Below are 14409 nucleotides of genomic sequence, written 5' to 3'. Positions count from 1 at the left end.
TTGCATCGAGGGCGCCGGGTCATGCGGCGGTGAGATGCAAACCGGCGGTGCTGTCCCCTCCCACCGCAAGCGGGGGGAGGGGTGGCTCCCGGAGCCCTTGGAGCGATCGATCCGCGATGGGCTCCGACGCGGGAAGGCCCTGTCCTCAGTTGCGATAGGCGTCGAGGATGGCCTTGCCGTCCTCGCCCGCAGCCTTCTCCCATTCGGCGGTCATGGTGGCGCCGATCTCGGCGAAGCCCTTCTTCATGTCGTCGGAGGGGGCGGTGACCTTGATGCCGTTCTTGGCGAGCAGGTCCGTCTTCTCCTTGGTCTCGATGGCGCTCATCTCCCAGCCGCGCTCCTCGGCCTTCTTGGCCGCCTCGCGTACCGCCTGCTTCTCGGCGTCGCTCAGCTTGTCGAAGGCTGCCTTGTTGACGATGACCATGTTGCGCGGCAGCCAGGCCTGGGTGTCGTAGTAGTGGCTGAGGAAATCCCACACCTTGGAATCGGTGCCGGTGGAAGGCGAGGTGATCATCGCGCCGACGCGGCCGGTGGCGAAGGCCGTGGCGATGTCGGAGGCCTCGATTTGCACCGGAACCATGCCGGCGAGCTGGGCGACGCGCTCTGTCGATTTCGAATAGGCGCGGAACTTGACGCCCTTGAGGTCAGCGAGGGTGTTGAGCTCCTGTTTGGCGAAGATGCCCTGCGGCGGCCAGGCGACGGAGAACAACAGCATCAGGCCCTGCTCGCCGAGTTTCTTCTCGAGGATGGGCTTCTGAGCGGCATAGAGCTTCTTCGCGGCATCATAGCTCGAGGCGAGGAAAGGAACCGAATCGACCTCGTAGATCGGGCTCTCGTTGGCGAGGCGCGAGACGAGCAGCTCACCGGCGGGCACCGTGCCGCTGCGCACGGCGTTCTTGATGTCGGGGTGCTTGATCAGCGACTGGTTGGCGTGGACCGTGATCTGCAGCGAGCCGCCGGTCGCCGCCTTCACGTCCTCGGCGAACTGGACGATGTTCTTGGTGTGGAAGTTGCCGTCCGGATAGGGCGTCGGCAGGTCCCACTTCGTCTGAGCCACGGCCGGTGAGGCAAGAAGCGCCGCAAGGCCGAGGCCCGCGGCAGCGCGCATCAAAACGTTCATGACAATCTCTCCCGTGCGGCGCGCGCCCCTTCGCGCGCCGATCTTCGCATGCTAGCGGCGTCGAATTTCATGTCAACAAATTGTTGACGTTTTGTCATCGTCCTGCTTCTCTCATCTCATGCGCTGCGGCCCGGGAGGGGCCCGACGGCGTCGGCGGGAGCGTCTCGGCAGCGGCCGACGCGCCGCGAGGCCGGCACGAAGCCCAGCGCAATTTCGGACATCGGGAGAGCATGATGGCAGGTCGGTGGGATTTCTGGATCGATCGCGGCGGCACGTTCACGGACGTCATCGCGCGTGACCCGCAGGGCAGGCTGCACGCGCGCAAGCTCCTCTCCGAGAATCCGGAAGCCTACCGCGATGCCGCCGTCCAGGGCATCCGCGACCATCTCGGCCTTGCCAGGGGCGAGGCGATCCCCGCCGGCCTCATCGGCGACGTGCGCATGGGCACGACCGTGGCCACCAACGCGCTGCTCGAGCGCAAGGGTGACCGCGTCGCGCTCATCACCACGAAGGGTTTTCGTGATGCCCTGCGCATCGGCTACCAAGCGCGGCCGAAGATCTTCGCCCGCAACATCATCAAGCCCGAAGAGCTCTACGAGAGCGTCGTCGAGATCGAGGAGCGGGTGCTCGCCGACGGTACGGTCGAGATGGCGCCGGACCTGACGCAGGTCGAGGTGCAGCTCGCCGGCATCCGGGCCGAGGGGATCGATGCGCTCGCCATCGCCTTCATGCACGCCTACCGCTATCCGGCCCACGAGCAGGCGGTGGCGGAACTCGCCCGCCGCATGGGTTTCACTCAGGTCTCGGTCAGCCACGAGGTCTCGCCCCTCGTCAAGCTCGTCGGGCGCGGCGACACCACGGTGGTCGACGCCTATCTCTCGCCGATCCTGCGACGCTACGTGGCGCAGGTATCGGAGGAACTCGACATTGCCCGCACTGGGGCGCGCCTCATGTTCATGATGTCCTCGGGCGGTCTCACGGCCGCCGATCTGTTCCAGGGCAAGGACGCCATCCTCTCGGGGCCGGCCGGCGGCGTCGTCGGCATGGCCGAGACAGGCAAGTCCGCCGGGTTTGACCGCGTCATCGGCTTCGACATGGGCGGCACCTCGACGGACGTCGCCCATTTCGACGGCGAATACGAACGCGCCTTCGAGACCGAAGTCGCCGGTGTGCGCATGCGTGCGCCGATGATGCTCATCCACACGGTCGCTGCGGGCGGCGGCTCGATCCTGCATTTCGACGGCTCGCGCTTCCGCGTCGGGCCCGATTCGGCCGGCGCCAATCCGGGCCCCAAGTGTTATCGTCGCGGCGGGCCGCTCGCCGTGACCGACGCCAATGTCATGCTCGGCAAGCTGATGCCGGAATTCTTCCCGAAGATCTTCGGCCCCGCGCAGGACGAGGCGCTTGATGCCGAGGCGGTGCGCGCCGCCTTCGCGGCCATGGCCGGCGAGGTCGGCGACGGGCGCAGCCCCGAGGAGGTGGCCGACGGCTTCATCCAGATCGCGGTCGCCAACATGGCGGAGGCCATCAAGAAGATCTCGGTGCAGCGCGGCTATGACATCACGACCTATGCGCTCAACTCCTTCGGCGGGGCTGGCGGCCAGCACGCCTGCCTCGTGGCCGATGCGCTCGGCATGACGAAGGTGCTGATGCATCCCTTCTCGGGCCTTCTCTCCGCCTATGGCATGGGTCTTGCCGACGTGCGCGCCACGCGACAGAAGGCGCTCGATGTGCCGCTCGATGCCGCCGCCCCGGCTGCGGTCGCCGCGCTGGGCGACGCGCTCGCCGCCGAATGCCTCGCCGAGCTCGAGGGGCAGGGCATCGCGCGCTCCGACATCGAGACCTTCGTGCGCGCCCATGTGCGCTATGCCGGCACCGACACCGCGCTCGCCGTAGCGGCGGGGGATGTGGCCGCCATGCAGGCCGCCTTCGAGGATGCGCATCGCCGCCGCTTCGGCTTCATCGACGATACCAAGGGGCTCGTCATCGAGGCCGTCGAGGTGGAGACCGTCGGCGGCGGCGCGCGTTTCGCGGAGGACGCGGCAGGTGATGTGCAGGCCGCACCGGCGAGGCCGCACCGCACGACGCGCTTCTTCAGCCAGGGCCGCTGGCACGATGCCGGTGTCTTCCTGCGGCAGGATCTAAGGGCGGGTGCTCGTATGCCGGGGCCGGCGATCATCATCGAGCCCAACCAGACGGTGGTCGTCGAGGACGGCTGGGAAGCGCAGCTGACCGGCAAGGACCACCTCGTGCTCGAGCGGGTGAAGGCGCTGCCCAAGCGCGCCGCCATCGGCACCGAGGCCGACCCGGTGATGCTGGAGATCTTCAACAATCTCTTCATGTCCATCGCCGAGCAGATGGGCGTGACTCTGCAGAACACCGCCTATTCGGTGAACATCAAGGAGCGGCTCGACTTCTCCTGCGCTGTCTTCGACCGCGAGGGACGGCTTGTCGCCAATGCGCCGCACATGCCGGTGCACCTCGGCTCCATGGACCGCTCGGTGGAGACGGTCATCCGCCAGAACCCCGTTATTCGCCCCGGCGACGTCTATGTGCTCAACGCGCCCTACAACGGCGGCACGCATCTGCCGGACATCACGGTGTGCACGCCCGTCTTCGACGACAAGGGCGAGAACATCCTCTTCTGGGTGGCGAGCCGTGGGCATCATGCCGATGTCGGCGGCACGGCGCCGGGGTCCATGTCGCCGCGCGCCCGCACCATCGAGGAGGAGGGCGTGTATATCGACAATTTCAAGCTCGTCGATCAGGGCCGTTTCCGCGAGAAGGAACTGATCGACCTCTTCCTCGGCGCGAAATATCCCGCGCGCAACGTGGTCCAGAACGTCAACGACCTCAAGGCACAGATCGCCGCCAACGAGAAGGGCGTGGCCGAACTCAAGAAGATGATCGCTCATTTCGGGCTCGACGTGGTCGAGGCCTACATGGGCCATGTGCAGGACAACGCGGCCGAGAGCGTGCGCCGTGTGCTCGATCGGCTGCACGATTCTTCCTTCGAATATGAGATGGACCAAGGCTGCTTCATCCGCGTGAAGATCACGGTTGACAAGGAGAAGCGCGAGGCGACCGTTGACTTCACCGGCACGTCGCCGCAGCGGGACGACAATTTCAACGCGCCCGCGCCGGTGACGCGCGCGGCCGTGCTCTATGTCTTCCGCGTCATGGTTGATGACGAGATCCCCATGAACGCGGGCTGCCTCAGGCCCATCAATATCGTCGTGCCGGAAGGCTCGATGCTGTCGCCGCGCTATCCGGCGGCGGTAGTCGCGGGCAATGTCGAGGTGAGCCAGGCCGTGACGAACTGCCTGTTCGGTGCGCTCGGTGCGCTGGCGGCCGCCCAGGGCACCATGAACAATCTCACCTTCGGCAACGACCAGTACCAGTACTACGAGACCATCTGCTCCGGCGCCCCCGCGGGCGAGGGCTTCAACGGAGCCGACGGCGTGCATACGCACATGACCAACTCGCGCCTCACGGATCCGGAAATCCTTGAGACGCGCTTTCCCGTCGTGCTGGAAGACTTCCATATCCGGCCGAACTCGGGCGGCAAGGGACGTTGGCATGCCGGCAACGGCACCAGCCGCACCATCCGCTTCCGCGAGGCGATGGATTGCGCCATCCTCTCCGGCCACCGCCGTGTGCGGCCCTTCGGGCTCTTGGGGGGAGAGCCGGGCGAGGCGGGCCGCAACCTCGTGCGCCGCAGGGACGGGCGCATCGAGGAACTCGGCGGTTGCGACCAGACGCTGATCGAGGCAGGCGAGGCCATCACCATCGTCACGCCGACCGGCGGCGGCTATGGCAAGGCGTGATCCGTCCGGGCAACGATGCCGGGCCGGCGCGAATCGGCAAGGAGGAAGGCTGGGGCGGGCGCAGCGGGCGCCCATCCGAGAAGGAGGAGCCGGAGCATGATCAGGGTCATCATTGCAGGCGCGACCGGCTGGGTCGGCAGGGCGCTCGTCGCGGCTGTGCACGAGGCGCCCGACCTTGCGCTGGTCGCGGCGGTGGCGCGCTCGGCCGCCGGGCGCGATGCGGGCGAGGTGGCCGGCATCGGCCCGATCGGAGTCGAGATCGTACCCGATGTCGACGCGGCGCTCGCGGTGCAGGCGGACGTGCTCGTGGACTACACCAAGCCGGGCGCGGTAAAGGAGCATGCCCTGAAGGCGATCGCCGCCGGCTGCCACGTCGTCGTCGGAACGTCGGGGCTCGGGGCTGAGGATTTTGCCGAGATCGACGATGCGGCGGAGGAGCGGGGCATCGGCGTCATCGCCGCCGGCAACTTCTCCATCACCGCCACGCTGATGAAGCGCTTCGCGCTCGAAGCGGCCAAGTATGTGCCGGATGTCGAGATCATCGATTATGCGGCGGCGCAGAAGCCGGACGTGCCGTCGGGCACGGCACGGGAACTCGCAGAGACGCTGTCCTTCGAGCGCCAGCATCCGACTTCTCGGCCGATCGACGATCTGACCGGCATCCGCGAGACGCGCGGCGGCGCCATCGGCCTGTCGACGCCGGTGCAGGTGCATTCGGTGCGCATGCCCGGCTACCGCCTGTCCTGCGAGGTCCTGTTCGGACTCGATGACGAGCGCCTGGCGCTGCGGCACGACGCCGGGTCCTCGGCCGCCCCTTACGTCGGCGGCACGCTGCTCGCCGTGCGGAAGGTGGCGGAGAAGCCGGGGCTCAGGCGCGGCCTCGACAGCATCATGGACTGATCAGGAGCCGCCGACGAGGCCCGGCGGCCGCAGCACGCCGAGCGTGCCGTCGGTCCGCGGGCGCGGAGGCGGGGCGGCATAGCTCTGCGTCGGATAGGCGGGCGGAGCCTGATAGGTGGCCGGCCGGTCCTGCTGTCCGTAGACCGGCGCGGCGTGGCTCGTCGCCATCGGCGGCGCGCTGGCCGGCGCCGGCCCGACCTGCCATCCCGGCGGCGTCCTGGTGGACGACATGCCGAGATATTCCTCGTCGATAACGGCGCCGCCCTCGTCCTCTCCCTCGCCGAGCGGCTGCTCGTGGATGGTCATGGGGCTGCCGCCAGGGCGGTCGTAGCCCTTGTAGACCGGCCCGGCCGGCCGGGGCGTGTAGGCCGGCTCGCCGCCATAGGGAGCGGCCTGCCGGGGCCGCGCGTCATACTGCCCGGGCACGAGGCGCGGCGTGAACTTGATGACCGGCTTGCAGATCGTCCGGCCCTTGGCATGCCGGGCGAGATCGAGATGGAAATGGTCGTAGTGGAATGCGTCCGAGCCCGGGCCGAGCACCGTCGAGAAATAGCGGCAGGAGCCGACGAAGACCTCGCGCAGGAAGTCCTGCTCCACCGGATCACCCTTCCACCCCTTGGCGACCGTGATCTTGCGTCCGTCCGACAGGTGGAAGGCCATGACGTCGACGGCGTTGCCGTAGGAGTGCTCCGACTTGCGCGCGCCCGCCTGGTTGTTCATCGAGCGGCACGAATAGGACCCGGCCCGCAGCTCGGTCACCGGCGCGCCGAAATAGAGCGAGGCGGCGGGCTGGACGACCTCGATCAGCCAGGTGTCGAAGGTGGAGATCGCGGGGCAGGCGAGCACCGCCTTGGACGTCAGGCCGATCTCGCCGCCGGCGAAAGCCTTGACGCGGAACGGATAATCCATGCCGCAGGCGCCGGGGCCGGAGATCGGCTTCATCGGCTCGATATAGGCCGACGGCTGCACGAGCTTCTGCGCGAGGCAGGCCGATTCCGCCTCGCTGCGCCATGCCTCGCGCTTCTCGAATGTCATCAGCCCGCAACCGGCGACGCCGGCACAGGCCAGTATCGCCGCGGCGAATGTCGCAAACCTGCGCGCCATCAACGCAACTCTCCGCGCGCCCCCTTCTGCGCCGGAGGATGCAGGGATAGTCCTAACGTTTCTTCAACGTTGACAAAACCTTGGCCGGCACGTGCGACGTTTCGTATGACGGCCTTGCAGAGCAATATTGCTGCCTTTGCTCGAAGTTATTTTCAGAATTACTGGAATCGAGCTGATGGAGTGCCTTCCCCGGGGTATCGTAATCCCCAGCCTGTGGCTGGCGAAAAGCGAAAGGGAATGAACCATTTAACGAACGATAAAGGATGTTGTACCGAGGCCATGCCGCGTTGCACAACATTTGGCGCTTCGCAAGGCCGCCTGTTGCTGCTAGATTCCGTCCCCTAGGTCAAACCCATGGAGGTCACCTATGGGCCTGACGCTGCTGTCACGTTTGAACATTGTGGCGATGAGCGCCGCCTTCCTGTTTGTCGGCGCCATCATCATCGGGGCTTTCTGACCGGCGGCTTCGCCGCCTTTGTCGATAGTGTTCCCGTTGCCTAGCGTTCAAGACAAGCCATCGAGAACGGAGATCCAGGTGCGAGGGATCTTCCTTCTTCGAAAAGCCTCGTGACCGTTCCCTTTCGGGCGGTGCGTGCAATCAAGCCCCAGCCAAGCCCAAGGGTCGCCGTCTCCCGACGGCGACCCTTTCACTTGGGGGATCCGGTCGCCGCCTCCCGGACGGCGACCTCTTTCCGGTTCATAATCCGGTCGCCGCCAGGGAGACGCAGCGCGCCATTTCGGATGTTCGGCCGTTTCAGCTGTCGGGACAGGGCTCGCTCGTCACGTGCCAGGAGGTGTTGTTTAGTTCCATGCCGCAGGTGGCAAGGCGCGGGCCGGCGCTGGTGGGCAGGCAGACGACCTCGCCGAGTTCGTAGTCGCGCCCCTTGGCCCGGCAGGTGCAAGGAAGCGGCAGAGGAGCCGCCGCTCCAGGGGCGGCCGAATGGCCGGCGGCCCCGTGCGCGGGCGGTCTCGACATGTCCTGCGCCCCGGCGAGAGGCGCCGGAAGCACGATACAACCGAGGATCAGGCTGCAGACAAAGTGGCGGCCGAGGCGGCACAGGCCCGCCCTTGGCGGGCCCCCCGTGCCGGGTGCCTGTCCCAGATGGCCGACGGAGCACAGAGCCATGGCGCTCTCTCGCCTTGCAGCCCGGCATCGAGCGTCGCGCCGACCCGCCCCCGGGTCAAGATGTCCACCGCTCCCACGCGCCGAAATAATACCGCCGGACCTGTTGGCCCCGGCAGGCCGTGCCTATATTGCGGGCACCATGATGAACGGGAGGCCATCCTGACGATGCTTTCTTCTTTCGCGCGTTTTGCCCGCGTTGTCGCCATTGCAGTGGCGGCCGTCTTTGCGACGGTCGAACTGGTCGAGGCCAGGGCGGGGCGGGGAGGCAGCTTCGGCAGCCGTGGCGTACGCACCTTCAGCGCCCCGCCGCCGACCAACACGGCGCCGCGTCCGACCCAGCCCATCGAGCGGTCGATGACCCAGCCCGGCCAGACGACGCCCGGCGTCGCCGCGCAGCGCCCCGGCGCCGCCGCCCAGGCCGCGCAGCAACGGCGCTTCGGCACGGGGTTCTTCGCCGGCCTCCTGGGCGCGGGCCTTCTCGGTGCGCTCTTCGGTGCGGGCTTCTTCGGCGGCCTCGGCGGTCTCGGCTCGATCCTCGGCATGCTGCTGCAGATCGCGCTCATCGGCGGCCTCGCCTGGCTCGCGCTGTCGTTCTTCCGCCGCCGCCAGCAGCCGGCCTTCGCAGGCGCAGGCGCCGGTCCCGCGAACGGTGCCGCCCGCTCGTCGTTGCCAGGTCTTTCCGGCCTTGGCGGTGGGCAGGCCGGGGGCATGACCGGCGCCAGCATGGCCGCCGGTGGAGGGGACGGCTCTCTCGCCCTTGGCGCGGAGGACTTCGACGCCTTCGAGCAAGCCCTGCACGATGTCCAGAAGGCTTTTTCGGATGAGGACCTCGCGGCGCTCCGGCGCCTGACCACGCCGGAAATGGTCTCCTTCCTTGCCGAGGACCTTGCTGACAATGCCAGAGCCGGTATCGTCAACCGCCTTGCTGACACCAAGCTCCTGCAGGGTGATCTGGCGGAGGCCTGGCGCGAGGGGTCGGACGACTACGCAACCGTCGCCATGCGCTTCTCGCTGATCGACTACAAGGCGGATCGCACGACCGGTGCCGTCGTCGAGGGCAGCACGAGCGAGCCCGTGGAGGCGACGGAACTGTGGACCTTCCGGCGCAGCCGCGGCGGTCCGTGGCTGCTGTCCGCCATCCAGCAGGCCTGAGCGCACCGCCGCGAACCGACCGGCGCCTTGGCGCCGGTCGCCTGTGGCCGTAGCATCGCCTTCGCCGAGAAGGAGGGGAGCGATGCCACAGGCATTCCGGTGTGTCCCGCGACAGATGCAGGCGGCCGCCATCGCCGTCGTTTCGGTGCTTGGCCTTGCGCTGGGCGCCATACCCGCGCAGGCGCAGAGTTGCGGACGGGACGGCAGCGGCTTTGCCACCTGGCTCGCGGCATTCCGCCAGCAGGCGGTGGCCCAGGGCATTCCGGCGGAGGTGGTGGCGGCCAGCCTTGACGACGTCTCCTACGACCGGGCGATCATCTCGCGCGATCGGGGGCAGGGCGTCTTCCAGCAGAGCTTCCTGCAGTTCGCCGGGCGCATGGTGGCCGATTACCGCCTGAAGACGGGCGCCAGCCGCATCCGCCAGCAAGCCGGCCTGTTCTCCGCCATCGAGCGTCAGTATGGCGTACCGGCGGAGCCGATCGTCGCCTTCTGGGGGCTGGAGACCGATTTCGGCGCCAACATGGGCAAGTATCCGACGCTGAAGGCGCTGGCGACGCTTGCCTACGATTGCCGGCGGCCCGAACTCTTCCGTGGCGAATTGATGGATGCGCTGCGCATCGTGGCACGGGGCGACCTGCGGCCGTCGGAGATGCGCGGAGCCTGGGCCGGCGAGCTCGGCCAGATGCAGTTCATGCCGTCCTTCTACTACAAGTACGGCGTCGATGCGGATGGCGACGGGCGCGTGGACCTGCTGCGCTCGACGCCGGACGCGCTCGCCTCGGCCGCCAATTTCATGAGCAGCCTCGGCTGGCGGCGCGGCGAACCGTGGCTCGTCGAGGTGCGGGTGCCGGCGAGCCTGCCCTGGCATGAGGCAGATCTCGAGATCCGCCATTCGACCTCGCAATGGGCGAACTGGGGCGTGACGCCGCGGGCGGGCGCGCTGCCGCCGGGCAACGCCTCGCTGCTGCTGCCCATGGGCCGCAACGGCCCGGCCTTTCTCGCCTACGACAATTTCGGCGTATTCCTGCGATGGAATCAGTCCTTCGTCTATGCGACGACGGCTGCCTATTTCGCCGCGCGGCTCGCCGGCGCGCCGGCGGTAGCGCGTGGCAACGGCGAGGTGGCCATGCTCGGTGCCAAAGAGATCGCGCGGCTGCAGCGCCTGCTGGCGCAGCGCGGCTACGATCCGGGACCGATCGACGGCAAGCTCGGCGCGGCGACACGCGCGGCGGTGAAGAAGGCCCAGATGGAGCTCGGCCTGCCGGCCGATTCCTTCCCCACCGCCGAACTCATCGCCCGCCTCGGGGGCGGCTGACCATCAGCGGCAGCTGTAGCCCACGAAGCACTGGGCGTTGTCCCTGGTCGGGAGGTACTCCGGTACCGGGAAGTCGCGCGCAGAGCAGTTGTTGACGTAGGTGCTGAACAGGTGGGGGCCGCGCGAGATCATGACGCGTCCCTGCCGTTGCACCATCTCCTGCAACTCGGCGCAGCTGTGCGCCTGGGCGGGGACCGGGGTCTGCTGGGCAAGGGCGGGCGTCGCGGCGCCCGCGAGAAGGACCGAAGCAATCAATACGTTACGCAAGTTCATTGCGCCGTCTCCTTGGCGTTTCTCAGGTGCCTCGGTGCCCCGCCTCACATGGGGTGTCGCGGCTGCGACGTCACGACCGCAAGCCATGCCCGCCCCGCATGGCGGGCTGCGCCGGTCGAATGCTTCTGAAGCTGCAGGTGAATGTGGGGGAGCCCGCGACGCTACTTGCTGCGGCCGCTGTAGCCGATCAGGCATTGGGGATTGTCGCGCGCCGGCACGTAGGCGGGGCTCGGGATGTCGCGGGGCGCGCAATTGTTGGCGTAGGTGCCGAACACGGAGGGTGCGGTCGAAATCCCGACGCGGCCCTTGACGCTGCACCAGCGCCTGCAGCTCGGCGCAGGTGAGGCTGCGGGCAGGAACAGGGCTCTGCCGGGCGAAGGCGGGAACTGCCGCGACCAGAACGAGCACGGACGCGGCGAACAGGTTTCGCTGCGGCATCGGGATCTCCCAGGGGGCGCTGTTCCGTCCCCCGCGTGAAGATGGGCGCATTCTGAACGGCGTCATCCAGCAACGATGCCGTGCGTGCCCTCGCCGCGACAGTCCGGCCGTCTCATCACGCAGATGTGACGGCATGCGCCGGCGACATTGACAAGTCGCGGATCATGTCGCCTCATCTGGGCATGGGGGTTCTGCGATCCCCTCACGAGGCGACAGGCCGAAGCATCGCGTTCCGCTCCTCCTGATCGAGAAGGGACGCTGTCATGCCGTCGTTCAATGCTATTTCTCCGGACAAGCTCTTCCGTCTCGTGGGCACGCCGAAGTGCCCGGTCCTCGTCGACGTGCGCACCGACGAGGATTTCGCCGCCGAGCCACGCCTCGTGCCGGGGGCGACGCGCCGGCCCGGAACGGAGGTGGCCCGATGGGCGCAGGAGTTCATCGGCTGCCAGGTCGTCGTCATCTGCCAGAAGGGGCTGAAGCTCAGCCACGGCGCGGCAGCCTGGCTGCGCCAGGCCGGCATCGCCGCCGAGGTGCTGGAGGGGGGCACGCAGGCTTGGAGCGCCGCGGGCCTGCCGATGGTGCCGTTTGCAAAGCTGCCGACGGCGGACGCGCAGGGCCGCACGCTATGGGTGACGCGCTCGCGGCCGAAGATCGACCGCATAGCCTGTCCCTGGCTCATCCGTCGCTTTGTCGATCCCGCCGCCGTCTTCCTGTTCGTTCCACCATCCGAGGTGCTGGCCGTCGCCGACCGCTTCGGCGCTACACCCTTCGACGTGGAGGAGGTGTTCTGGAGCCACCGCGGGCCCCTGTGCAGCTTCGACGTCATGGTCGAGGAATTTGGTCTCACCGTCGGGCCGCTGTCACATCTGGCCGCCATCGTGCGTGGCGCCGACACGGCTCGCCTCGACCTTGCACCGGAGGCGGCTGGGCTCTTGGCTGTCTCTCTCGGTCTGTCGCGCATGTATGCGGACGACAACGAACAGCTTGAGGCGGGCCTCGTCCTCTACGATGCACTCTATCGCTGGTGCCGCGACGCGACGGACGAGACGCACAACTGGCCGACGAACAAGGTAAAAGGCGTGCCATGAGCGAGACATTGCGGACCGTGCAGGGCGAAGACGCGGCGCCTGCCGGCCGCTTTCCAAGTTTTTCCGAAGGCGTGCGCACCTGGGCGCGAATCGCGGCGCTCAGCTTCGGCGGGCCGGCGGGGCAGATCGCGGTCATGCACCGCATTCTCGTCGAGGAGAAGCGCTGGCTCGGCGAGAAGCGTTTCCTGCATGCACTCAACTTCTGCATGCTGCTGCCGGGGCCGGAGGCGCAGCAGCTCGCCGTCTACATCGGCTGGCTGATGCACCGCACCGCCGGCGGCATCGTCGCCGGCGTGCTCTTCGTGCTGCCGGGGCTCGTCGCCATCATGGCGCTGAGCGTGATCTACGCGCTCTACGGCAATGTGGGCTTCGTGCAGGGGTTGTTCTTCGGCCTCAAGGCGGCGGTGCTCGCCATCGTCTTCGAGGCGGTGCTGCGCATCGGCCGGCGGGCCCTGCGCAACGCCACGATGGTGTCGCTGGCCGCGGCGTCCTTCATCGCCATCTTCGTCTTCGCCGTGCCGTTCCCGCTCATCATCGCCGCGGCCGGCCTCATCGGCTACATCGGCGGCCTGAGGCGGGTGGCGGCCTTCTCCGGCGGCGGGCACGGCCCGGCCGCCAAGGCGGGCGTGGACGACGCGCGGACGGTGCTCGGCGAGACCATTCCCGCCCATGCCCGGCCCGGCGGCACGCGGGCGCTGACGGTCGCGGGCGTGCTGCTCGTGCTGTGGCTCGCCCCCACCGCAGCGCTCCTCGCCGCCTTCGGAACGGGCAACGTCTTTGCCGACATCGCGGTCTTCTTCAGCCAGATGGCCGTGGTGACCTTCGGCGGGGCCTATGCGGTGCTCGCCTATGTGGCGCAGGAGGCGGTCGGCACCTACGGCTGGCTGGCGCCCGGCGAGATGCTGGACGGGCTCGGCATGGCCGAGACGACGCCAGGGCCGCTGATCATGGTCACCCAGTTCGTCGGTTTCATGGGAGCCTTCCGCGATCCCGGCACCCTCTCGCCGCTCACGGCGGGCATCCTCGGCGGGCTGTTGACGACCTGGGTCACCTTCTCACCGTGCTTCCTGTGGATCTTCCTCGGCGCGCCCTATGTGGAACGGTTGCGTGACAACCGCGGGCTGGCTGCAGCGCTGTCCGCCATCACGGCCGCCGTGGTGGGTGTCATCCTCAATCTCGCCATGTGGTTCGCCTTGCATGTCGTCTTCGGCGAGGTCGGCACGTTCGAGCGCTTCGGCATGAAGCTCGCGGTGCCGGAGCTCGAGAGCGCCCGGCCTGTGGCGGCGGCCCTGTCGGTCCTTGCCGTCCTCGCCGTCTTCCGCCTGCGATGGGGCATGATGACGGTGCTCGGCCTCAGCGCCGTCGCCGGCGTCGTCCTGCAACTCGCCGGCCTCGGGGTTTAAGCTCAGCCGCGCAGCGGCTTCAGCGCCTCCGCCCAGCGCTTCAACTCGACGAGGAGCGCCTCGGCGCTCTTGATGTGCAGGTCGTTGGGCTGGAAAACGCCGTCCTTGACGTGCTGGGCGACCATCGGGACCGTGACGGCCTCGACAATTGGCACGAGGCGCATGGCGGACATGGTCAGCTTCGTCATCTGCACCGCGCGCAGGCCGCCGGAGACGCCGCCGTAGCTCACGAAGGCGCAGGGCTTGTAGCCCCATTCGTTGTAGACGTAGTCGAGTGCGTTGAGAAGCGCGGGCGTCGGGCCGTAGTTGTACTCTGGCGTGACGAAAACGAAGGCATCGGCGGCTGTGACGCTCTCGCTCCAGCGCTTCGTATGTTCGTGCTCGTACTGGCCCAGCCGCGGATGGTGTGGCTCGTCGTAGACGGGCAGGTGAAAATCGGCGAGATCGACGAGATGGGTGTCGAACGCGCCTTGCTTGACGGCGAACCCATGAAACCACTTCGCGACCGACGGGCCGATGCGGCCCGGCCGGGTGCTGGCAATGATGACGTTGAGACGCAGCATGAGGTCTCCCATGGTGAGGATGGGTGGAGGCTCGGCCGTGAGCACGGCTGCGGACAGGATTAAGTCCGACCCGCGACTCGGGCAAGGCAGGGCGGGGAAG

Annotated in this window: 11 protein-coding genes; 6 read left to right on the top strand and 5 right to left on the bottom strand. The window is 68.0% G+C overall.

Annotation, left to right across the window (positions count from 1 at the left end; all coding sequences use genetic code 11):
• Window positions 1–145 precede the first annotated feature (145 nt).
• The gene (locus ASC46_RS01620; protein WP_055457545.1) at window positions 146–1120 is read right to left on the bottom strand and encodes a TRAP transporter substrate-binding protein; all 975 of its coding nucleotides are present in this window, start codon (window positions 1118–1120) and stop codon (window positions 146–148) included.
• A 230-nt stretch (window positions 1121–1350) separates the two neighbouring features.
• Between ASC46_RS01620 and ASC46_RS01615 the strand changes: the two genes are divergently transcribed.
• Together ASC46_RS01615 and dapB are read left to right on the top strand one after the other, a co-directional pair.
• Window positions 1351–4947: a hydantoinase B/oxoprolinase family protein gene (locus tag ASC46_RS01615; RefSeq protein ID WP_055457544.1), complete on the top strand. Its 3597-nt coding sequence runs from the start codon at window positions 1351–1353 to the stop codon at window positions 4945–4947.
• Window positions 4948–5043: 96 nt separating this feature from the next.
• Window positions 5044–5847 (top strand): 4-hydroxy-tetrahydrodipicolinate reductase, encoded by an 804-nt coding sequence (dapB, locus tag ASC46_RS01610; protein WP_055457543.1) that lies wholly within the window; start codon window positions 5044–5046, stop codon window positions 5845–5847.
• Here dapB and ASC46_RS01605 read toward each other — a convergent pair whose 3' ends face one another.
• Window positions 5848–6951: an extensin-like domain-containing protein gene (locus ASC46_RS01605; protein WP_245280435.1), complete on the bottom strand. Its 1104-nt coding sequence runs from the start codon at window positions 6949–6951 to the stop codon at window positions 5848–5850. It lies immediately after the preceding gene.
• 754 nt (window positions 6952–7705) lie between these two features.
• Window positions 7706–7927 carry a hypothetical protein gene (locus ASC46_RS21155; RefSeq protein ID WP_141659642.1) on the bottom strand — a complete coding sequence of 74 codons (222 nt, stop codon included), beginning with the start codon at window positions 7925–7927 and terminating at the stop codon, window positions 7706–7708.
• A 315-nt stretch (window positions 7928–8242) separates the two neighbouring features.
• Between ASC46_RS21155 and ASC46_RS01600 the strand changes: the two genes are divergently transcribed.
• Together ASC46_RS01600 and ASC46_RS01595 are read left to right on the top strand one after the other, a co-directional pair.
• A complete protein-coding gene (locus ASC46_RS01600; RefSeq protein ID WP_055457542.1) occupies window positions 8243–9229 on the top strand; it encodes a Tim44 domain-containing protein in 987 nt (328 codons plus the stop codon).
• Window positions 9230–9311: 82 nt separating this feature from the next.
• Window positions 9312–10544, top strand: coding sequence for a lytic murein transglycosylase (locus tag ASC46_RS01595; RefSeq protein WP_082464660.1), 1233 nt, complete (start codon window positions 9312–9314; stop codon window positions 10542–10544).
• A 3-nt stretch (window positions 10545–10547) separates the two neighbouring features.
• Here the strand turns inward: ASC46_RS01595 and ASC46_RS01590 are convergent, their stop codons facing one another.
• Window positions 10548–10817, bottom strand: coding sequence for a hypothetical protein (locus ASC46_RS01590; protein WP_055457540.1), 270 nt, complete (start codon window positions 10815–10817; stop codon window positions 10548–10550).
• Window positions 10818–11518: 701 nt separating this feature from the next.
• Here ASC46_RS01590 and ASC46_RS01585 point away from each other — a divergent pair.
• Both ASC46_RS01585 and chrA read left to right on the top strand, forming a co-directional pair.
• Window positions 11519–12343, top strand: coding sequence for a chromate resistance protein ChrB domain-containing protein (locus ASC46_RS01585; protein WP_055457539.1), 825 nt, complete (start codon window positions 11519–11521; stop codon window positions 12341–12343).
• Window positions 12340–13746 carry a chromate efflux transporter gene (gene chrA / locus ASC46_RS01580; RefSeq protein ID WP_055457538.1) on the top strand — a complete coding sequence of 469 codons (1407 nt, stop codon included), beginning with the start codon at window positions 12340–12342 and terminating at the stop codon, window positions 13744–13746. Before ASC46_RS01585 ends, chrA begins: the two co-directional genes overlap by 4 nt.
• Before the next feature lie 2 nt (window positions 13747–13748).
• Here chrA and ASC46_RS01575 read toward each other — a convergent pair whose 3' ends face one another.
• Window positions 13749–14309, bottom strand: coding sequence for an NADPH-dependent FMN reductase (locus tag ASC46_RS01575; RefSeq protein ID WP_055457537.1), 561 nt, complete (start codon window positions 14307–14309; stop codon window positions 13749–13751).
• Window positions 14310–14409 lie beyond the last annotated feature (100 nt).

The organism is Chelatococcus sambhunathii (genome assembly GCF_001418005.1).
Taxonomy (GTDB): Bacteria; Pseudomonadota; Alphaproteobacteria; order Rhizobiales; family Beijerinckiaceae; genus Chelatococcus_A; species Chelatococcus_A sambhunathii.
This window is presented reverse-complemented; position numbering and strand designations above follow the sequence as displayed.